Genomic DNA, 19560 nt, shown 5'->3' on the forward strand with positions numbered 1-19560 from the left:
GCAAGCCTGATCCTTCTTGGAGTACCCCCCATGTCCCAGAACCCCCCTGTCTACGACTACGTCGTCATCGGCGGCGGCACCGCAGGTTCCGTCATCGCCTCCCGGCTGACCGAGAACCCCGACACCACCGTCGCCGTGATCGAGGGAGGCCCCAGCGACGTCGGCCGGGACGACGTGCTCACCCTGCGCCGCTGGATGGGTCTGCTCGGCGGCGAGCTGGACTACGACTACCCGACCACCGAGCAGCCCCGCGGCAACTCGCACATCCGGCACAGCCGCGCCCGCGTGCTCGGCGGCTGCTCCTCGCACAACACGCTGATCGCCTTCAAGCCGCTGCCGTCCGACTGGGACGAGTGGGAGCAGGCCGGCGCCAAGGGCTGGGGCGCGGTCCCGATGGAGGCGTACTACGCCCGGCTCAAGAACAACATCGTCCCGGTCGACGAGAAGGACCGCAACGCCATCGCCCGCGACTTCGTCGACGCGGCGCTCGGCGCGCTCGGCGTCCCGCGCGTCGAGGGCTTCAACAAGCAGCCCTTCACCGAGGGCGCCGGCTTCTTCGACCTCGCCTACCACCCGGAGGACAACAAGCGCTCCTCGGCGTCGGTGGCGTATCTGCACCCGGTGATGGACGAGCGGGACAACCTCACGATCCTGCTGGAGACGTGGGCGTACAAGCTGGAGCTGAACGGCACTCGCGCCGAGGGCGTGCACGTGCGGACCAAGGACGGCGAGGAGATCCTGATCCGCGCCCGGCAGGAGGTCGTCCTGTGCGCGGGAGCCGTCGACTCGCCCCGGCTGCTGATGCACTCCGGCATCGGCCCCAAGGAGGACCTGGCCCAACTGGGCATCCCGGTCGTCCACGACCTGCCGGGCGTCGGCGAGAACCTGCTCGACCACCCCGAGTCGGTGATCGTCTGGGAGACCGACGGACCGATCCCGGAGAACTCCGCGATGGACTCCGACGCGGGCCTGTTCGTGCGCCGCGACCCCGAACACCAGGGCCCCGACCTGATGTTCCACTTCTACCAGATCCCGTTCACGGACAACCCCGAGCGCCTCGGCTACCAGCGCCCGGAGTTCGGCGTCTCGATGACCCCGAACATCCCCAAGCCCAAGAGCCGCGGCAAGCTGTACCTCACCAGCGCCGACCCGTCCGTGAAGCCCGCGCTCGACTTCCGCTACTTCACCGACGAGGACGACTACGACGGCCGCACCCTCGTCGACGGCATCCGCATCGCCCGCGAGATCGCCAAGACCGAACCGCTGGCGAACTGGCTCAAGCGCGAGGTGTGCCCCGGCCCGGACGTCACGAGCGACGAGGAGCTGAGCGAGTACGCGCGCAAGGTCGCGCACACCGTGTACCACCCGGCCGGCACCTGCCGCATGGGCGCCGCCGACGACGAACTGGCCGTGGTCGACCCGCAGTTGAGGATCCGCGGCCTGCAAGGAATTCGTATCGCCGACGCCTCTGTCTTCCCGACGATGACCGCCGTGAACCCGATGATCGGGGTGCTCATGGTCGGGGAGAAGGCCGTCGACCTGATTGGAGGTGAGGCGTGATGAGTACGACGACCCGGACCACGACCCCCGAGATGCCCGAGGCGCCCGAGACCCGCAAGCCCCCGACCGAGAAGCCGGTCTTCTCCGTCGAGGGCCTGTGGAAGGTCTTCGGCCCCAAGGCCCACCGCGTCCCCGCCGACCCGGACCTGACCGCGCTCGACCCCGCCGGACTGCGCGAGCGCACCGGCTGCACGGCGGCCGTCCGCGACGTGTCGTTCGACGTCCGCAAGGGCGAGGTCTTCGTGGTGATGGGCCTGTCCGGCTCGGGCAAGTCCACCCTGGTGCGCTGCCTGACCCGGCTCATAGAACCGACGGCCGGCTCCATAGCCATCGACGGCGAGGACGTCCGCGCCATGGACAAGACCCGGCTGCGCGAACTGCGCCGCCACCGCGCCGCGATGGTCTTCCAGCACTTCGGCCTGCTCCCGCACCGCACGGTCCTGGACAACGTGGCCTACGGCCTGGAGATCCAGGGCGTCGGCAAGGCGGAGCGCCGTGAGCGGGCCGCCGCGGTCGTGGCCAAGGTCGGCCTGGAGGGCATGGAGCACCGCAGGCCGGGCCAGCTCTCCGGCGGTCAGCGCCAGCGCGTCGGCCTCGCCCGGGCGCTCGCGGTCGACCCCGAGGTCCTGCTCTTCGACGAGCCGTTCAGCGCGCTCGACCCGCTGATCCGGCGGGACATGCAGGAGGAGGTCGTCCGACTGCACCGCGAAGAGGGCCGCACGATGGTCTTCATCACCCATGACCTCAGCGAGGCCCTCAAGCTCGGCGACCGCATCGCCCTCATGCGCGACGGCCGTGTCGTCCAGCTCGGCACGCCGGAGGAGATCGTGGGCTCCCCGGCCGACGACTACGTCCGCGAGTTCGTCCGTGACGTCCCGCGCGAACAGGTCCTGACGGTCCGTACGGCCATGCGCGCCGCGTCGGCCGACGAGGCCGGCAACGGCCCCGCCCTCGCGCCGGACGCGACCGTGTCCGAGGCCATCGAGGCCGTGGCGCGCTCCGGTGCCCCGGCCCGGGTCATGGAGGGCGGCCGCTGTCTCGGGGTGGTCGACCACGAGCGGCTTCTCCAGGTCGTGGCCGGGACGGAGCGGCCAGTCACAGCGGGGACGGAGCAGCGCAAGGAGGCCGTGTGATGGCCACTGTCACCGCCGCCGCCCCGCGCACGGCCCTGCCCGGCTTCCTCAAGCATCCCGTCGTCCGCAAGCTGCTGCTGCTCGCGCTCGCCGCCGCGGTCCTCGTGCCGCTGGCCGACGCCCGCTGGGCGAGCGGCGCCTGGCCGGGCGCGCTGACCGTCGACGTCTCCGAACCGCTGACCAAGGTCAGCGACTGGATCATCGACAACCGCGACAGCCACCCGCTGTTCCTCTACTTCCTCGGGCACATCAGCAACGCGGTCGTCATCTGCGTACGCGCCGTGTACCTGGTGCTGCTCGCGGCCGGATGGGCGGGCGTCACCGCCGCCGCGTCCCTGGTCGCCTGGCGCGTCGCCGGCCCACGGCTCGCCGCCGGCACCGGTGTCGCGTTCCTGGCCTGCGGGTTCCTCGGCATGTGGGTGCCCACCATGCAGACCCTCGCGCTGATGGTCGTGGCGGTCCTCGCCTCGGTCGTCGTGGGCGTGCTGCTGGGTCTCGCCGCGGGCCTGTCGGACCGTATGGACCGGATGCTGCGCCCCGTCCTGGACACCATGCAGGTGCTGCCGGCCTTCGCCTACCTGCTGCCCGTCGTCCTGGTCTTCGGCATCGGCGTCCCCGCCGCCGTCCTGGCCACCGTCGTCTACGCCGCCCCGCCGATGGCCCGCCTCACCGCCCTGGGTCTGCGCGGCGCCGACAAGGAGGTGCTGGAGGCGGTCGAGTCGCTCGGCACCACCGCGCGGCAGCGCCTGCTGACCGCCCGCGTCCCGCTGGCCCGCAAGGAACTCCTCCTCGGCCTCAACCAGACGATCATGATGGCGCTGTCGATGGCCGTCATCGCGTCGGTCATCGGCGCCGGCGGCCTCGGTGACCGCGTCTACCAGGCACTCGCCTCGGTCGACGTGGGCGCCGCGCTCTCGGCCGGCATCCCGATCGTGCTGCTCGCCGTCGTCCTGGACCGGGTGACCGGCGCTGCGGGGGAGAAGCTCGGCGAGGAGCCGCAGCCGAACGGCCGCAAGCTGTGGCTGTACGCCCTCGCCGGCACCGCTGCCGTCGCCGTCGCCGGACGTCTCGCCGGCCGCCTCGACTGGCCCGACGCCTGGGTCCTGAACATCGCCGAGCCCGTCAACCGCGCCGTCGACTGGATGACCGACCACCTCTACACCGGTGTCCCCGTCGTCGGCGGCACCGCGGACTGGGCCGCCCACTTCACCACCTGGGTCCTCGACCCCGTGCGCGACGGCCTGCTGTGGCTGCCCTGGTGGTCGGTCCTGCTGATCGTCGCCGCCCTGGCCTGGCTGATCGGCACCTGGCGCACCGCGCTGACCGCCGTGCTCGCCATGGCCGCGATCGGCGCGCTCGGTGTGTGGAAGCCGTCCCTCGACACGCTCTCCCAGGTGCTGGCGGCCGTCGCCGTCACTCTGGTGCTGGGCTTCGCGACCGGCATCGCGGCGGCGCGCAGCGACCGCGTCGAGCGCCTGCTGCGCCCCGTCCTGGACGTCTTCCAGACGATGCCGCAGTTCGTGTACCTGATCCCGGTGGTGGCCCTGTTCGGCGTGGGCCGCGCCCCGGCCGTCGCGGCGGCCGTCGTCTACGCGCTGCCCGCCGTCGTACGCATCACCACCCAGGGCCTGCGCCAGGTCGACCCGGCCGCCCTGGAGTCGGCCCGCTCGCTCGGTGCGACCCCCACCCAGCAGTTGCGGCAGGTCCAGCTCCCGCTCGCCCGCCCGGCGCTGCTGCTCGCCCTGAACCAGGGCGTGGTCCTGGTCCTCGCCGTCGTCATCATCGGCGGCCTGGTCGGCGGTGGCGCGCTCGGCTACGAGGTCGTCGCCGGCCTCGCCCGGGGCGACCTGGCGACCGGTCTGGTGGCCGGTGCCGCGATCGTCTGCCTGGGCCTGATGCTGGACCGGGTGACCCAGCCGACCGAACGCCGCGCGAAGAAGGGAGCGTGACATGCGCATCCGTACCACCACCGCCGTAGTGGCCGGCGTGTCCGCCGTGGCGCTGCTGTCCGGCTGCGGCGCCGCCGACATGACCAAGCAGGCGTCGCCCTTCGCGGGCGCGCAGGGCGCGAAGACCGTGACGCTGTCCGTGCAGTCCTGGGTCGGCGCGCAGGCCAACGTGGCCGTCGCCCAGTACCTCCTGAAGCACGAGCTCGGCTACCGCGTCGACACCGTCCAGGTCGACGAGATCCCCGCCTGGGACGCGCTCAGCCAGGGCCGGGTCGACGCGATCATGGAGGACTGGGGCCACCCGGACCAGGAGGAGCGGTACGTCAAGGACAAGAAGACGATCGTGCCCGGCGGCGACCTCGGGGTCACCGGGCACATCGGCTGGTACGTCCCGACGTACTTCGCGAAGGCGCACCCGGACGTCACCGACTGGAAGAACCTCGACAAGTACGCCGATCAGATGCGCACCGCGGAGAGCGGCGGCAAGGGCCAGCTCATGGACGGCTCGCCCTCCTACGTCACCAACGACAAGGCGCTGGTGAACAACCTGGACCTGGACTACCAGGTGGTGTTCGCCGGTTCCGAGGCCGCGCAGATCACCCAGATCAAGCAGTTCGCCAAGGCCGAGAAGCCCTTCCTGACGTACTGGTACGAGCCCCAGTGGCTGTTCAAGAAGGTCCCCATGACCGAAGTGAAGCTGCCGGCGTACAAGGAGGGCTGCGACGCGGACCCGGAGAAGGTCGCCTGCGCCTATCCGCACACCCCGCTCCAGAAGTACCTCAACGCGGACTTCGCCAAGAGCGGCGGTGACGCGGCGGCCCTGCTGAAGAAGTTCAAGTGGACGACCGAGGACCAGAACGAGGTCTCCCTGATGATCGCCGACCAGAAGCTGTCTCCCGAGGAGGCGGCGAAGAAGTGGGCGGACAGCCACGAGTCCACGTGGAAGGCGTGGCTGTCCTGATCGGCTAGCGCAGGTCCGCGGCGATCCCGCGCAGCGCCCGCGCGGCCTCGCGCTGGAGTCCCGGTCCGAACGTGATCCGGGTGGCCCCGAGTTCACCGAGCGCGGTGGGCGAGGGGTCCCCGGTCACGGTGCCGTGCACATTGACCGGCCCCTGGATGCCGGACCGCAGCAGCGGCAGTACGTCGACCGGGGCGCCGATCGGATACACGCAGTCGGCGCCGGCGGCGACGTACGACGCGGCCCGCTCGATGGCCTGTTCGGCCGCCTGCTTGGGGTCGGTGTCACCGGGTGCCCGGATGAAGGTGTCGATCCGGGCGTTGACGAAGAGCCGGTCGGCGGCGGCGTGCCGTACCTCGGCGAGCCAGTCGGCGTGTGCGCGCGGGTCCTTGAGGACGCCGTGCTCGGAGTCCTCCAGATTGCACCCCACCGCGCCCGTCTCCAGCAGCCGCTCGACCAGCTCCCTGGGCGCTAGCCCGTATCCGCCCTCGATGTCTGCCGACACCGGCACGTCGACCGCCCGGACGATCCGCGCGACCGCCGCGAACATCTCGTCGGCCGGGGTCTGTCCGTCCTCGTACCCGAGACTGGCGGCGACGCCCGCACTCGGCGTGGCGAGCGCGGGGAACCCCGCCTCGGCGCAGACGCGGGCGGAGGCGGCGTCCCAGGGGCCCGGCAGGACCAGCGGGTCGCCGGGCGCCTTGCGGCGATGCAGTACGCGGAAGGTCTCGACCTTGGTCTCGGTGCGGCCCACGCTGTCGGTCACGGTGTGTATCCCCCTGGTGGAATGCGCCGGGCGACCATCACCCGGTTCCAGTTGTTGATGGCGACGACCAGCCCGACGAGATGGGCGAGTCGCGGGCCGTCGAAGTGCTCGGCGGCCCGGTCGTACACATCATCGGGCACGAACCCTCCCCCAGAGCCGAAAGCCTGGGAGGTGCCCCCAGTGAGTACGGTGACCGCCTCGGTCAGCGCGAGCGCGGCCCGTTCCCGCTCGTCGAAGACGTCCCCGGCCTCCTCCCAGGCCGCCAGCATGTCCAACTGCCGGTCACCCACCCCGAGTTCCCGGGCGATGCCCAGATGCATGTCCAGGCAGAAGGCGCAGTGGTTGAGTTGCGAGGCCCGGATCACGACGAGTTCGGCGAGGGCCGGGTCGCCGAGCCCCTTCTTCGCGGCGGCGCTGACCGCCGACATCGCCTGCGCGACGCCGGAGTCGAGCCGCTTCGTGCGGACGCTCACCGGAACCGCCCCGGCCGACAGCGGGTCACTGGAACTGCCCCGGCTGGTAGTGGCCCGGAGTCCGCCGGCACGTCACGCCGAACCGGTTCCACGCGTTGATCACGCTGATCGCGGCGATGAGCTGCGCCAGCTCGGCCTCCTCGAAGTGCCGGGCGGCACGCTCGTAGACCTCGTCCGGCACGAAACCGTCGGTCAGGACGGTCACCGCCTCCGTCAGCTCCAGCGCCGCGAGCTCCCTCTCGGTGTAGAAGTGCCGCGACTCCTCCCACGCGCTGAGCTGCACGATCCGCTCGACACTCGCACCCGCCGCGAGCGCGTCCTTGGTGTGCATGTCGAGGCAGAACGCGCAGTGGTTGATCTGCGACGCGCGGATCTTCACCAGCTCGCGCAGGGCCGGGTCGAGTCCCCGCCCGGCCGCCGCGTCGAGCCGGACCATGGCCTTGAACACGTCGGGGGCGAGCGCGGCCCAGTCGAGACGCGGGGTCGGTTCGGTCGCGTACGTCACGGTCGTCGCCGTGCTCTCTTCGGTGGTCGTCATGATCTCGACCCTAGGAGCGAAGCAGCCCAGGAGTATGGTCCACTTCCATGGCGAAACCTTGGGCCACTTTCGGCGTCGACCTCCATCTGGAACCGGCGGGACCGGGCCTGCGCCGCGGCCTGACCGACGCCCTGCGCGAGGCGGTGCGCACCGGACGCCTCGCCCCCGGCATCCGTCTGCCGTCCTCCCGCTCCCTCGCCGCCGACCTCGGCATCGCCCGCAACACGGTCGCCGAGGCCTACGCCGAACTGGTCGCGGAGGGCTGGCTCACCGCCCGCCAGGGCTCGGGCACCCGGGTCGCCGACCGTACGGTGACCCCGCCGACGGGCAGGACCGCCGCCCCTCGCCCCGAGCGCCCGCGCCCCGCCTACGACCTGGTCCCCGGCACGCCCGACCTGGCCGCCTTTCCTCGCGCCGAGTGGCTCAGGGCGGCCCGCCGCGCCTTCCTGGCCGCCCCGAACCGGTCCCTCGGCTACGGCGACCCGCGCGGTCACGCCGAGCTGCGCACCGCTCTCGCCGGCTACCTCTCCCGAGCGCGGGGCGTACGCGCCGACCCCGGCCGCGTCGTGGTGTGCTCCGGTTTCGTGCACGGCCTCCAACTGCTCGGCAGGGTGCTGCGGGCGCGCGACCTGCGGACGGTGGCGGTGGAGTCGTACGGCCTGCCCCCGCACTGGAACCAGCTCACGGCGGCCGGCCTGACCACGCACCCCCTCCCCTTCGACGAACTGGGCACGAACCCGGCGGAGTTGACCTCTCAGTCGGCCGTGCTCCTCACCCCCGCCCACCAGTTCCCGATGGGCGTACCCCTGCACCGTGACCGCCGTGCGACGGTGGTGGACTGGGCGCGCCGCACCGGCGGACTGGTCCTGGAGGACGACTACGACGGCGAGTTCCGCTACGACCGCCAGCCCGTCGGGGCGCTCCAGGGCCTGGACCCCGACAACGTCGTCTACCTCGGCACCGCCAGCAAGTCCCTCGCCCCCGGGTTGCGCCTGGCCTGGATGGTATTGCCCCCTGCACTGGTGGATGAGGTGACTGCGGCGAAGGGCGGCTCGGACACCTGCGGCATCCTGGACCAGCTCACCCTGGCCGAGTTCCTCACGTCCGGCGCCTACGACCGTCACGTCCGCGCCGCCCGCCTGCGCTACCGGCGGCGCCGGGACGCCCTGGTCCGCGCCCTGTCCACCCACGCCCCCCACCTCCGGGTCACCGGCATCGCCGCGGGCCTCCACGCAGTCCTCCGCCTCCCGCCCGGCACCGAACACTCCGTGCTCCGCGCAGCGACCTGGCAGGGCCTGGCCCTCCACGGCCTGACGGCCTACCGCCACGAGAAGGCGACGACGACCCCCCTGGACGCCCTGGTCGTGGGCTACGGAACACCACCGGACCATGCGTGGGCGGGGGCGTTGGAGGCGCTGTGCAGGGTGCTGCCGTGAGGACTGGGGCGCCGGTCAACGCCGGCCCGGTTGCTGTCAGCCGGTCCGGCATTTGGTGAGGGGCGGGTCCGGATGGTTCAGGCGGTCCTGGATCTGGGGACGGGCGGGTCCGCATCTTCCACCGGTCCGGCGTGTGACGACGGCCGGTCCGCAATCCTTCAGCCCGTCCGGCGTTTGAGGACGAGGCCGTTCAGGCCGAAGCGGGGGTCCGGGGGCGGCAGTCCCCGGGGACGGGAAGGGCAGGGGCGGCGGGGGCGACCTCCCCGGCCTCAGCCACGACGAACGCTCACCCGTCCTCCCCCGGCGCCTCCCCGAACCGTGCCAACGCCAGCGCCCCCGCCACCGACACCACAAACCCCAGCACCGCCAACCACGCCAACCCCTCCCGAGTCCGATCCCCCAGCCACACCACCCCCACCAGCGCCGGCCCCACCGTCTCCCCGATGACCATCGCCGCCGTGGCCACCGTCACCGACCCCCGCTGCAACGCCGACGTCAGCGCCAAGAACGCCGCCCCGCCCCCCAACAGCAGCGCATACGTCGCCGGATTCGCCAGCAACTCCGGCACCGCCAACGAGTCGATCAGCCGTACCGCCACCTCCACCACCCCGAACCCGAACCCGGCCGCCAGCCCGAGCACCAGCCCCCGCCCCCGCTCCGGCAGCCGCCCACCCGCCAGCCCCACCCCGAGTATGGTCAGCGCCACCCCGAGCATCGCGAACTTGAGCGCGTCCGACCCGCCCGTATCCCCCTCCGTCCCCGCCGACAGCCCCAGCATCGCCAACCCGGCAACCACCACCCCCACCGCGCCCCACTCGGCCCGCCGCAACTGCACCCGCAGCAGCCGCGCCGCGACCACCGCGGTCACCGCGAGACTGGACGCCAGCGCCGCCCCGACGGCGTAGATGGGAATCGACCGCAGAGCGAGGACCTGGAACACGAACCCCAGCCCGTCCAGCCCAAGCCCGGCCAGATACCGCCACTGTCGCAGCGCCCGCAGCAGAACCCCCGCCTCGCCACCGCGGTCCCCCTGCGCACTCGCCGTCCGGGCGGCCATCGCCTGCAACACGGTCGCCGCACCGAAACAGACCGCCGCACCCAGCGCACACAACATCCCGAACAGCACAAAGCGACTGTAGGTGAGTCGAAGATCGGCAGCCCCCCGACAGCCGCGCTCTCACCGATCTCTAGGCTGTCCGCCTGACAAACCACGGACAACCAGACGACAACCGGTCCGGCAACCGGCTCATCGGACATCGGGGGAGACACACATGGCGGAAACACGACGCAGACTGCGCTCGAGCACGGTCGTACTGGGCGGCATGGGAGTCATCGCTGCAGCCCTGACCTCGTGCAGCTCCGATCCCGACCGCCGCTGCGTCGACCGCGACAGCTACACCTACGAGGGCTACAAGATCGTCGCGGACAAGAACTGCAAGTCCGGCGCCGGCTCCTCCTACGGCAATGGCGGCAAGGGCGGCAAGAAGAAGACCGGCACCTCCGACGCCGCCTGGTACTACGACGCCGACACCGACGACGGCTACGCCGACTACGGCACCTTCAGCCGCAGCCAGGCCGTAGACCGAGGCGGCTTCGGCTGCTCGGGTTCCGGCAGCGGCGGCGGCTGAGCAGGACCCGTACACGATGCAGCGCCGCACGATCGAACCCCGCCCCGACTGGCAGCAGACCGTCGAGGAGCAGGGCCTCATCTACCCCCTCACCCGCCATCCGGACGACTCCCTGAGACCGTACTGGGACGAGAGCGCCTACTACGTGTTCTCCCTCCCGGAGGTCGAGGCGCTGGAGGCGACCGTCGAGGAACTCCACCGCATGTGCCTCGCCGCGGCGGAGCACATCGTCGCCGCCGACCGCTTCGCCGACCTCGGCATCACCGACCCGCGCATCGCGAGCGCGGTCGCCGAGGCCTGGCGCCGCCGCGCCGAACTGCCCTCCGTCTACGGCCGCTTCGACCTCCACTACGACGGCAACGGCCCGGCCAGGCTCCTGGAGTACAACGCCGACACCCCCACCTCCCTGGTCGAGGCCGCCTCGCCCCAGTGGTTCTGGATGGAGGACCGCTTCCCCGGCGCCGACCAGTGGAACTCCCTGCACGAACGCCTCGTCGCCGCCTGGAAGAAACAGGCCGCCCTGCTCCCGCCCGGCGCCCCGCTGCACTTCGCGTACTCCTCGGCCGACGAACTCGGCGAGGACATGATGACGGTCGCCTATCTGAAGGAGACCGCGGAACAGGCGGGCCTGGACACCGGCTGGATCTCCATGGAGGAGATCGGCTGGGACCGGCTCTCGGGCCGCTTCGTGGACCGGCAACTCCGCTTCATCCGTAGCTGCTTCAAGCTCTACCCCTGGGAGTGGCTCACCACCGACCGCTTCGCCGGCCACGTCCTTGACACCCTCGACAACGGCGGCGGCACGGGCACGACCCTGTGGATCGAGCCGGCCTGGAAGATGCTCCTCAGCAACAAGGCCCTCCTCGCCGTCCTCTGGGAGCTCTACCCGGACCACCCGAACCTGCTTCCCGCGTACCTCGACGGCCCCCGGGAACTGGCGGACACCACCGGCTATGTCGCCAAGCCCCTGCTGGGCCGCGAGGGCGCGGGCGTGACCATCCACGAACCCGGCGCCGAGGCGGTCGTCCGCGACGAACCCTGCTGCTACCAGCGGTTGGCCCCGCTGCCCGCCTTCGACGGCAACCACGTCGTCCTCGGCGCGTGGGTCGTCGAGGACGAGTCGGCGGGCCTCGGCATCCGCGAGTCGTCAGGCCTGATCACGGACGAGTACGCACGCTTCCTGCCGCACGTGATCCTCTGACGCCCGCACACCGGCGATGGGCCGGGCGAGTTCGGGCAGGTGCCGTCGGTGCTGCCGCCCGGCTCGGCTCCCCCGAACCACCGTCCACGACCCGGGCGGCAGGCCTCCAGCATCGCGCCGGCACCCACCGTCCAGCTATCCGCTTACGACGGGAATCGCACCCTTTTGTGGATAGCCCGAACTCCGCCGCAACGTCTGTGACGGCGTCTCCCCGTACACCTGCCGATAGTGCCCCGTGAACCGCCCCAGATGCGCGAACCCCCACCGCAACGCCACATCGGTGACCGTCCCGAGCCCGTGCCCGTCCGCGATGGCCAGCAGATCACGCCGCGCCAGATCCAGCCGGACCCGCCGCAGATACGCCAGCGGAGTCGTGGCCAGATGCACCCGGAACCCCTCCCGCAGACTGCGCACACTGACCCGCGCCGCCACCGCCATGTCGGCCACGGATATCGGCTCATGGGCGTGCTCGGCACAGAAGTCCGCGGCACGGCGCACGGCACTGGGCAGCACCGCCGGCCCCCGCCCCGCCACCGTGTCGCTGAGCACATGCGGCTGGGCGTCCAGCAGCCCGTTCACCACCAACTGCTCGAAGTGCCCCACGCCCAGCGGCGAGCGCGCCGCCAACTCCGAGTCGGCGAACTCGGCGAACGCCCGCACCACCCGCAACCACGCCCTGACCACCCCCACCCGCGGATCCAGCACCGGTGCGAACCGCAGCGGCGCGGACGGCAGTTCCCCCAGCCGCACCGCGAGCGCCGCGTCGAGCGTGGCCCGGGGGATGATCAGCACCCGGTTCAGGGTCTCCCCGCTCCACCGCATCGACAGCCGCTGCCCCGGATTGACGACACTGAGCGACGACGCCAGGGCCACCCCGTCCGCCGTGACGACACCGTCCCCCGCGAGCGGGACATGGATGTTGTAGAACTCCGGCAGCTCACCCGGCGTGACATCGACCTCCGCCCCGTACCCCAGCTCATAGAGCGCCACGCCACCTTCCTGCACACAACGGAACCGCCCGTCCACCGGATGCTCGTCCAGCACCGTCAGCCGATGCGGCGCGAACCGCGCGCTGACAAGGGCGTGCAACTCCTCGACATCACTGCCCCGGAAGAGCAGCCCCCGCCCCGCACCCCCGGCCCCGGACCCCGACCCCGCTCCGCCCATGACGCCCATGCCTCTCCGTCACGCGTCCTGTACGGAACGTACCGCCCCCGGCGCCGCGCCGCCCCGGAATCCCAGTGGCGGAGAAGGACGGGCGCAGTCCGCATACGCCCCGCTGAGCCCGACGGCCCCCTGACCCGGCGGCGCGCTTCACACCCCGAGAACGCCCCGCAACTGGGCGAGCCCCCAGTCCAGATCCTCCTTCCCGATCACCAGGGGCGGCGCGATCCGGATCGTCGCTCCATGGGTGTCCTTCACCAGCACACCCCGGTCCATCAGCTTCTCGGACACCTCCCGCCCCGTGCCGTACGCCCGCGCGATGTCGACCCCCGCCCACAGCCCGCGGCCCCGCACCTCCGTCACCCGCCCCGTCCCGGTCAACAGGCCCAGCTCCCGGTGCAGATGGGCGCCCAGCTCGGCCGCCCGCTCCTGGAACTCGCCCGTCCGCAGCATCGCGATCACCTCCAGCGCCACCGCACACGCCAGCGGATTCCCGCCGAACGTCGACCCGTGCTCCCCGGGCCCGAACACCCCGAGCACATCGGCCGACGACACCACCGCCGACACCGGCACCACCCCGCCCCCGAGCGCCTTGCCCAGCACATACACATCGGGCACGACCCCCTCGTGCTCGCACGCGAAGGTGCGCCCCGTACGCCCCAGCCCCGACTGGATCTCGTCCGCCATGAACAGCACGTTCCGCTCGCGCGTCAGCTCCCGCACCGCCGGCAGATAACCGGCCGGCGGCATGAGCACCCCCGCCTCGCCCTGGATCGGCTCCAGCAGCACGGCCACCGTGTTCTCCGTCAACGCCTCCCGCATCGCCGTCAGATCCCCGTACGGCACGATCTCGAAGCCCGGCGTGTACGGCCCGAAGTCCGCCCGTGCCTCCGGATCGGTGGAGAAACTGATGATCGTCGTCGTACGGCCGTGGAAGTTGTTGCCCGCGACCACGATCTTCGCCATCTCCGCCGGCACGCCCTTGATCCGGTACCCCCACTTCCGGGCCATCTTCACCGCCGTCTCCACCGCCTCCGCCCCGGTGTTCATCGGCAGCACCATCTCCATCCCGCACAGCTCGGCGAGCTGCGCGCAGAACGCCGCGAACCGGTCGTGGTGAAACGCCCGCGACGTCAGCGTCACCCGCTCCAACTGCGCCTTCGCCGCCGCCAGGATCCGCCGGTTGCCGTGCCCGAAATTGAGCGCCGAATACCCCGCCAGCAGATCCAGATACCGCCGTCCCTCCACATCCGTCATCCAGGCCCCGTCCGCCGTCGCCACCACGAGCGGCAACGGGTGGTAGTTGTGCGCGCTGTGCGCGTCGATCTCGGCGATCTGCGCTTCGGTGGTGCTCGACGTAGTCACGGGGCTCTCCGTTCCGCCGCCGCGAGGGCTCGTGTCCTGGCAGTCACGAGGCTCACGGCCACTGTCCATTTCCTGCCTCACGCGTGCTGTGCCGCCCTCTCCTATCGTGGCCCGCATGGTGGACGCGCGGCCATGGCGCGCCGGCCCGCCCGGTAGGCTGATCGACGGGCCGTGACTGGCGCGCTGGGATGGACCAACCATCGGGGAGCGGCCCCTGGACCGAAGTCCAGACCGAGTGCCGTGCGCCTGGGCCGTACCGTGATCGCTGCACACGACGTCCGGAGGTCCCCATGCCCGCCGAGCCCCTCTCCACCGAGTCCACCGCCTTCCGCTCCGCCCTCGACGTGATCCGCGCCGTCGAGCCGCGCGTGGCCGACGCCATCGGCCAGGAGGTCGCCGACCAGCGCGAGATGCTCAAGCTGATCGCCTCCGAGAACTACGCCTCCCCGGCCACCCTCCTGGCGATGGGCAACTGGTTCAGCGACAAGTACGCCGAGGGCACCATCGGCCGCCGCTTCTACGCCGGCTGTCGCAACGTCGACACCGTCGAGTCGATCGCCGCCGAGCACGCCCGCGAGCTCTTCGGCGCCCGCCACGCCTACGTCCAGCCCCACTCCGGCATCGACGCCAACCTCGTCGCCTTCTGGGCCGTCCTCGCCGCCCGCGTCGAGGCCCCCGCCCTGGAGAAGGCCGGTGTCCGCCAGGTCAACGACCTCTCCGAGGCCGACTGGGCCGAGCTGCGCAAGGCCTTCGGCAACCAGCGCATGCTCGGCATGTCCCTGGACGCCGGCGGCCACCTCACCCACGGCTTCCGCCCCAACATCTCCGGCAAGATGTTCGACCAGCGCTCCTACGGCACCGACTCCGCCACGGGCCTGATCGACTACGAGGCGCTGCGTGCCTCGGCCCGCGAGTTCAAGCCGCTGATCATCGTCGCCGGCTACTCCGCCTACCCCCGTCTCGTGAACTTCCGGATCATGCGCGAGATCGCCGACGAGGTCGGCGCCACGCTCATGGTCGACATGGCCCACTTCGCGGGTCTCGTCGCCGGCAAGGTCCTCACCGGCGACTTCGACCCGGTCCCGCACGCCCAGATCGTCACCACCACCACCCACAAGTCGCTGCGAGGCCCGCGCGGCGGCATGGTCCTGTGCGACGACTCCCTCAAGGACCAGGTCGACCGCGGCTGCCCGATGGTCCTCGGCGGCCCGCTCCCGCACGTGATGGCCGCCAAGGCCGTCGCCCTCGCGGAGGCCCGCCGTCCCTCCTTCCAGGACTACGCCCAGCGCATCGTCGACAACTCCCGCGCGCTGGCCGAGGGCCTGATGCGCCGTGGCGCGACCCTGGTGACCGGCGGCACCGACAACCACCTGAACCTGATCGACGTCGCCTCCTCCTACGGCCTCACCGGCCGCCAGGCCGAGGCCGCGCTCCTCGAGTCCGGCATCGTCACCAACCGCAACGCCATCCCGGCCGACCCCAACGGTGCCTGGTACACCTCCGGCATCCGCATCGGCACCCCTGCCCTCACCACCCGTGGCCTGGGCACCGCCGAGATGGACGAGGTCGCCGCCCTCATCGACCGCGTCCTCACCACGACCGAGGCCGGCACGACCAAGTCGGGTGCCCCGTCCAAGGCCGCTCACGTCCTCGACCCGAAGGTCGCCGACGAGATCTCCCACCGCGCCACCGACCTCGTCACCGGCTTCCCGCTGTACCCGGAGATCGACCTGGGCTGACGCCCGCCACCTGCGCCGACGGCCTACAGATCCAGGTCGATCAACTCCTGGCGTGGCTCCTGTCGCGGCGGTCCGCCTTCCGGCCGGGCCGCCGCGCGGCGTATCAGCAGCGTGCCGCCGACTCCCGTCGCGAACCCGACCGCCAGCCCCGCCAGCGCCCACCCGGCCCCACCCGACACCGCACCGGGTCGGTCCCCGGCCGCCTCGCCCAAGGCGGTCTCGGCGACCTCGTCGTCCGCTTCGCCGAGCAGTGCCGCCAGGTCCAGCCGCTCGAAGACGGAGCGGGGCGCCCGATGCCAGCGGATGTCGTCGTCCTCCACGTCCGGCGCGAGATCCGACCGCACCCAGGGGGTGCCGTCCGAGGCCACGAAGAGCTGGTCCTGCCTCTCCATGGCCACGTCTCCTCCCGGCGCCCGGTTCGTCTGCGGCCAGCCACCGACCCCCGTCAGTCCCCAGAGCACCGTGATCCGTATCGGCGGATGACGCCCGTCCGCCCAGCCCTCCGGCACCCGCTCCGTCCCGACGTATGTCGGCTGCAAGAGCTGCCAGAGGCGGGCGAAGCCCGGTTGGCCGGAGCGCAGTGCCATCGTGCGTCCCGTGCCGCCCGCGACGACCATCGCCACGTCGGGGACGTCCCGCGCCTGCGCCGGGGCGGCCCGCGCGGTTGCCGCTGTTCCCGGCAGGGCCAGTGCCGCCGACGCCGTCACGAGCAGCGCGAGCCGTAGCTTTCCGCCCAGGTCGGCCCTCATACGTCCCGCAGCTCCTGCCTCGGCCCCGGCTCGCCGCGCAGGCGGTCCAGGGGGAGTCGTGTGGCGAAGGGGCGCAGGACGAGTGCGAGCACCGCTCCGGCGGCCGCGCCCGGCAGTGCCCACCACCAGCCGGTGCCGTCACCCGCCCCCGACGCGGCCGACGCTTCGGTCCCCTCGTCCGGGGCGCCGGCCGCGGCGCCGGATGAGTCCTGCGCGCCGTCGTCAGTCCCGGACACCTCCTCGCCGGACGGGAAGATCGCCGCGCCGCCCTCGGCGGAGGCCTTGCCCATCAGGCCCAGCTTCGAGAGCAGGGCGCGCAGCCGGGAGGGTTGATGGGCTCGGTGCCAGGTGCCGTTCGTCGTGGTGTCCAGGTTCGCCGCCGTGTGGATCCACACGTCCTTCCCGTGGTCGACCGGATAGACCTGGTCGAGGCGCCAGGGCGAGACGTCATGGACCATCCACGTGACGTTGATCTGGCGGGCCGCCGTCAGATCGGCCTCCGGCGGCTTGTCACGCGTCCCCAAGCTCGCTGTGCCGAGCAGTCGCTGCAGCTCTCCGTACTCCTTGTCGGAGTAGTACAGCGCGGCCGTCTCCGTGCTCTCGGGGGAGACCAGGAGCACGCTCGTCGGTCCTCCGGCCGACGCGGGGGCCGCGGCGCCCCACAGCAGCAACGCGAACGCCGCCGCCAACGCGCCCGTCAGCGCCGCGAGTTCACGACACCGGCCCCTCCAGCCGACCCCGACCCCGACCCCGCGCCCGCGCCCGCGCCCGCGCGAGCACTTTCCCGAGCAACCGGTCTCACGTCCCCCCAGCCGATCTCCCCAGCGGCCGACCCCATGTCCGCACATCCGAACCCCCAACCCGAGCGATCCCCGTGCGGCCCGTCCCCGAGCCGCGTGTCACTTCTGGTACACCGCCCGACCCGCCTGGGTTCCCACCCCGCACCCACTATTTCCGGACTCCGTTTCTCCGGGCCACGGTCCGGACCGAAATCCCGGGACGGGCTGTTCCCGGGGCCTTCCTGAAGGGCGCCGAGCGGGACACACCGGCCCTGCGGCCGGTCGAACCCCGCCCGCCGCGCCGACGCCCGCGCTGGGCCCTGTCCCCTCCCTTGCGGGCAGAGGCATCCCCAGGCCGGCGCGGCCATTGCGAGGCCGCCTCAGAGCGGACCTCCGGAGACCTAGGACGCCCTCTCGACCGACCGAGCGACCGCGAGGGCCCGCTCCGGCGACGCCACCCCTTCCAGCCGCAGCGCCACGCTCTCGGCCTTCGCGCTGTGGGTCCACAGCAGCGTCGGACCGGCCGTGCGCTCCTCGCGTGTGAAACGCTCCCCGCTCGCGTCCACCAGCCAGAAGGTCAGCAGATGCGGGCGGGCGAACCACAGGGCCTGGTCGTCCGCCGTGCCGTTCGAGGCGCCGGGGTCCAGCGGGATCCACTCAGGAGGTTCGCGGACCGTCTTGGCGAAGCCGATGTCCAGGCTCGCCCGCCGTTCGTCCAGCCGTATCGTGCGCCCGTCCTCGTGCCAGCAAAGGCTCACCAGGAACCGTCCTCGTGGCTCCCCCGTCACCGAGACCGCGTCCGGGGCGCCGAGCTCCTTCGGCACCAGCGGTTCGAAGCCGGCCCGGCGCCCGGCCTCGGCGAGCGACACCGGGCGATTGCAGCCGGGGACCTCGGCGCCGGGGGAGGGAGCCGCCGACGGGTCGTACCGCACTCCGACTCCCGCGAAGTCGAACCAGTCGAGCACCGCCGCCCGCACCGGGGGCGTGAGCACCAGCACCGCCAGCAGGCCGCACAGCGCCGCGGTCAGCGAACGCCACCGCGTCCGCGTCCAGCGCCGCACCGCCCGCAACCGCTCGGCCGCACCCGTCGGCCCGGCCACCGGCACGGGTACCTGCTCGGCGAGGATCTGTCCCAGCACCCGCTCGACCATCGTCTCGGAGCCGTCCGCCCCGCCCGGCGGGTCCAGGGAACGCCCGAACGCCCGCAGCTCCTCCGGCAAACGGGCCGGGCCCCCACGCCGACGGCGATCACCGGAGCCACCGCGATCACCGGAACCTCGGCCACCGGCACGCACGTTGCCCCAGGCGCCCCGCGCTGTCCGATCGGCGCTTTCGCCGCGCCCGGCGTCCTGCTCCATCCGATCGGCGCCCTCGCCGCCCCCGGCGTCCCACCCCGTCCGACTGGCGCCTTCGGCGCCCCCCGTGCCCCCGCGTCCGTACGCGCGCGGCGCGTCGCTCTCGTGCGCCCCCGGGCCTTCGTCGTCGTAAGGCTTGCGTCCGTCATCCATGCTCATCACCCCCTTCCCGCGGCTGAAAGTCCGGCAGCAAACGCTCCAGTTTCCGCAGTGCGCGGTTCAGCCGGGATTTCACCGTGCCCCGGGGCCAGCCCAGGGCCTGCGCCGTCTCGGACTCGTCCATTTCCAGCAGATAGCGGTAGGTGACGACCAGGCGGTGCTCCTCGCTCAGCTTCTCCAGGGCCGCCTGGAGCGCCGCACGGCGCTCTATCTCCAGCGCGGCGACCGCCGGGTCCGCCGATTCCGGTATCAGTGGCTCCGCCTCCACGAACGCCGCCTCGCGCCCGGCGAGCGTGCGCTGGCGGGCCGCCGTACGCACTGTGTTCCTCGTCTCATTGGCCACGATCGCCAGCAGCCACGGCTTGAAAGCCGAGCCGTCCTTGAACCCGCCCAGCGAGCAGTACGCCTTGACGAAGGCCTGCTGCACCACGTCCTCCGCGTCCGCACCCGCTCCGAGCGCGGCGGCCGCCCTGAGCGCGATGCCCGTATGGGCCCGCACCAACTGCGCGTACGCCTCCGGCTCTCCGGCGCGTACGCGTGCGATCACCGCGGCCTCATCGACGATGCGGCCCCCCTCCCGCGTCCTCACACCTTTGTTACACCGCCGG

Annotated in this window: 18 protein-coding genes and 1 riboswitch; of the genes, 8 read left to right on the forward strand and 10 right to left on the reverse strand. The window is 72.1% G+C overall.

Features of this window, described 5'->3' with window-relative positions; translation table 11 throughout:
- Positions 1-30 precede the first annotated feature (30 nt).
- Genes ACZ69Q_RS39765 through ACZ69Q_RS39780 form a run of 4 tightly spaced genes read left to right on the forward strand, consistent with a single transcriptional unit; the run spans position 31 to position 5603 of the window.
- Positions 31-1560: a GMC family oxidoreductase gene (locus ACZ69Q_RS39765; protein WP_471052219.1), complete on the forward strand. Its 1530-nt coding sequence runs from the start codon at positions 31-33 to the stop codon at positions 1558-1560.
- Positions 1560-2693, forward strand: a complete 1134-nt coding sequence (locus ACZ69Q_RS39770) for a quaternary amine ABC transporter ATP-binding protein (RefSeq protein ID WP_471052222.1) — start codon at positions 1560-1562, stop codon at positions 2691-2693. The genes ACZ69Q_RS39765 and ACZ69Q_RS39770 overlap by 1 nt, the downstream gene beginning before the upstream one ends.
- Positions 2693-4642 carry an ABC transporter permease gene (locus ACZ69Q_RS39775; protein ID WP_471052225.1) on the forward strand — a complete coding sequence of 650 codons (1950 nt, stop codon included), beginning with the start codon at positions 2693-2695 and terminating at the stop codon, positions 4640-4642. The genes ACZ69Q_RS39770 and ACZ69Q_RS39775 overlap by 1 nt, the downstream gene beginning before the upstream one ends.
- Before the next feature lies 1 nt (position 4643).
- Positions 4644-5603 (forward strand): ABC transporter substrate-binding protein, encoded by a 960-nt coding sequence (locus ACZ69Q_RS39780; protein ID WP_471052227.1) that lies wholly within the window; start codon positions 4644-4646, stop codon positions 5601-5603.
- Between the two features lie 4 nt (positions 5604-5607).
- Here ACZ69Q_RS39780 and ACZ69Q_RS39785 read toward each other — a convergent pair whose 3' ends face one another.
- From ACZ69Q_RS39785 to ACZ69Q_RS39795, 3 genes are read right to left on the reverse strand one after another with little or no spacing between them, the layout of a single operon-like run.
- Positions 5608-6366, reverse strand: a complete 759-nt coding sequence (locus ACZ69Q_RS39785) for an isocitrate lyase/PEP mutase family protein (RefSeq protein WP_471052229.1) — start codon at positions 6364-6366, stop codon at positions 5608-5610.
- A complete protein-coding gene (locus tag ACZ69Q_RS39790) occupies positions 6363-6839 on the reverse strand; it encodes a carboxymuconolactone decarboxylase family protein (RefSeq protein ID WP_471052231.1) in 477 nt (158 codons plus the stop codon). Before ACZ69Q_RS39790 ends, ACZ69Q_RS39785 begins: the two co-directional genes overlap by 4 nt.
- A 25-nt stretch (positions 6840-6864) precedes the next feature.
- Positions 6865-7377: a carboxymuconolactone decarboxylase family protein gene (locus tag ACZ69Q_RS39795; protein WP_471052233.1), complete on the reverse strand. Its 513-nt coding sequence runs from the start codon at positions 7375-7377 to the stop codon at positions 6865-6867.
- A gap of 47 nt (positions 7378-7424) precedes the next feature.
- Here ACZ69Q_RS39795 and pdxR point away from each other — a divergent pair, with 47 nt between their 5' ends.
- Positions 7425-8813, forward strand: a complete 1389-nt coding sequence (gene pdxR, locus ACZ69Q_RS39800; protein WP_471052235.1) for a MocR-like pyridoxine biosynthesis transcription factor PdxR — start codon at positions 7425-7427, stop codon at positions 8811-8813.
- 286 nt (positions 8814-9099) lie between these two features.
- On the opposite strand, the gene ACZ69Q_RS39805 is transcribed toward pdxR, so the two are convergent.
- Positions 9100-9927: a DMT family protein gene (locus ACZ69Q_RS39805; RefSeq protein WP_471052237.1), complete on the reverse strand. Its 828-nt coding sequence runs from the start codon at positions 9925-9927 to the stop codon at positions 9100-9102.
- Between the two features lie 157 nt (positions 9928-10084).
- On the opposite strand from ACZ69Q_RS39805, the gene ACZ69Q_RS39810 reads away from it, so the two are divergent.
- A complete protein-coding gene (locus tag ACZ69Q_RS39810) occupies positions 10085-10441 on the forward strand; it encodes a hypothetical protein (RefSeq protein ID WP_471052240.1) in 357 nt (118 codons plus the stop codon).
- Between the two features lie 16 nt (positions 10442-10457).
- Positions 10458-11642 (forward strand): glutathionylspermidine synthase family protein, encoded by a 1185-nt coding sequence (locus ACZ69Q_RS39815; protein ID WP_471052243.1) that lies wholly within the window; start codon positions 10458-10460, stop codon positions 11640-11642.
- A 135-nt stretch (positions 11643-11777) separates the two neighbouring features.
- Here ACZ69Q_RS39815 and ACZ69Q_RS39820 read toward each other — a convergent pair whose 3' ends face one another.
- Together ACZ69Q_RS39820 and rocD are read right to left on the reverse strand one after the other, a co-directional pair.
- Positions 11778-12818: an AraC family transcriptional regulator gene (locus ACZ69Q_RS39820; RefSeq protein ID WP_471052246.1), complete on the reverse strand. Its 1041-nt coding sequence runs from the start codon at positions 12816-12818 to the stop codon at positions 11778-11780.
- 138 nt (positions 12819-12956) lie between these two features.
- Positions 12957-14171 carry an ornithine--oxo-acid transaminase gene (gene rocD, locus ACZ69Q_RS39825; protein ID WP_471052249.1) on the reverse strand — a complete coding sequence of 405 codons (1215 nt, stop codon included), beginning with the start codon at positions 14169-14171 and terminating at the stop codon, positions 12957-12959.
- 161 nt (positions 14172-14332) lie between these two features.
- Positions 14333-14430: riboswitch (ZMP/ZTP riboswitch) on the forward strand.
- A gap of 31 nt (positions 14431-14461) precedes the next feature.
- On the opposite strand from rocD, the gene ACZ69Q_RS39830 reads away from it, so the two are divergent.
- On the forward strand, positions 14462-15910 hold the full coding sequence (locus ACZ69Q_RS39830; RefSeq protein WP_471052250.1) for a glycine hydroxymethyltransferase: 1449 nt from the start codon (positions 14462-14464) through the stop codon (positions 15908-15910).
- Positions 15911-15933: 23 nt separating this feature from the next.
- On the opposite strand, the gene ACZ69Q_RS39835 is transcribed toward ACZ69Q_RS39830, so the two are convergent.
- The 4 genes from ACZ69Q_RS39835 to ACZ69Q_RS39850 form a co-directional block, all read right to left on the reverse strand.
- Positions 15934-16659 carry a hypothetical protein gene (locus ACZ69Q_RS39835; protein WP_471052253.1) on the reverse strand — a complete coding sequence of 242 codons (726 nt, stop codon included), beginning with the start codon at positions 16657-16659 and terminating at the stop codon, positions 15934-15936.
- Positions 16656-17279 (reverse strand): hypothetical protein, encoded by a 624-nt coding sequence (locus ACZ69Q_RS39840; protein WP_471052255.1) that lies wholly within the window; start codon positions 17277-17279, stop codon positions 16656-16658. Before ACZ69Q_RS39840 ends, ACZ69Q_RS39835 begins: the two co-directional genes overlap by 4 nt.
- A 560-nt stretch (positions 17280-17839) precedes the next feature.
- Positions 17840-18796, reverse strand: a complete 957-nt coding sequence (locus tag ACZ69Q_RS39845; RefSeq protein WP_471052451.1) for a hypothetical protein — start codon at positions 18794-18796, stop codon at positions 17840-17842.
- 142 nt (positions 18797-18938) lie between these two features.
- A complete protein-coding gene (locus tag ACZ69Q_RS39850) occupies positions 18939-19541 on the reverse strand; it encodes an RNA polymerase sigma factor (protein WP_471052257.1) in 603 nt (200 codons plus the stop codon).
- Positions 19542-19560: the final 19 nt, after the last annotated feature.

Source organism: Streptomyces sp. NPDC036764 (assembly GCF_055609385.1).

Bases quoted from the DNA above. Each gene is read 5' to 3' on its own strand.
- ACZ69Q_RS39775 (WP_471052225.1), top strand. From the start codon at position 2,693: ATGGCCACTGTCACCGCCGCCGCCCCGCGCACGGCCCTGCCCGGCTTC.
- ACZ69Q_RS39770 (WP_471052222.1), top strand. From the start codon at position 1,560: ATGAGTACGACGACCCGGACCACGACCCCCGAGATGCCCGAGGCGCCC.
- pdxR (WP_471052235.1), top strand. From the start codon at position 7,425: ATGGCGAAACCTTGGGCCACTTTCGGCGTCGACCTCCATCTGGAACCG.
- ACZ69Q_RS39835 (WP_471052253.1), bottom strand. From the start codon at position 16,659: ATGAGGGCCGACCTGGGCGGAAAGCTACGGCTCGCGCTGCTCGTGACG.
- ACZ69Q_RS39810 (WP_471052240.1), top strand. From the start codon at position 10,085: ATGGCGGAAACACGACGCAGACTGCGCTCGAGCACGGTCGTACTGGGC.
- ACZ69Q_RS39815 (WP_471052243.1), top strand. From the start codon at position 10,458: ATGCAGCGCCGCACGATCGAACCCCGCCCCGACTGGCAGCAGACCGTC.
- ACZ69Q_RS39805 (WP_471052237.1), bottom strand. From the start codon at position 9,927: ATGTTGTGTGCGCTGGGTGCGGCGGTCTGTTTCGGTGCGGCGACCGTG.
- ACZ69Q_RS39780 (WP_471052227.1), top strand. From the start codon at position 4,644: ATGCGCATCCGTACCACCACCGCCGTAGTGGCCGGCGTGTCCGCCGTG.
- ACZ69Q_RS39795 (WP_471052233.1), bottom strand. From the start codon at position 7,377: ATGACGACCACCGAAGAGAGCACGGCGACGACCGTGACGTACGCGACC.
- ACZ69Q_RS39830 (WP_471052250.1), top strand. From the start codon at position 14,462: ATGCCCGCCGAGCCCCTCTCCACCGAGTCCACCGCCTTCCGCTCCGCC.
- ACZ69Q_RS39845 (WP_471052451.1), bottom strand. From the start codon at position 18,796: ATGGAGCAGGACGCCGGGCGCGGCGAAAGCGCCGATCGGACAGCGCGG.
- ACZ69Q_RS39820 (WP_471052246.1), bottom strand. From the start codon at position 12,818: ATGGGCGTCATGGGCGGAGCGGGGTCGGGGTCCGGGGCCGGGGGTGCG.
- ACZ69Q_RS39765 (WP_471052219.1), top strand. From the start codon at position 31: ATGTCCCAGAACCCCCCTGTCTACGACTACGTCGTCATCGGCGGCGGC.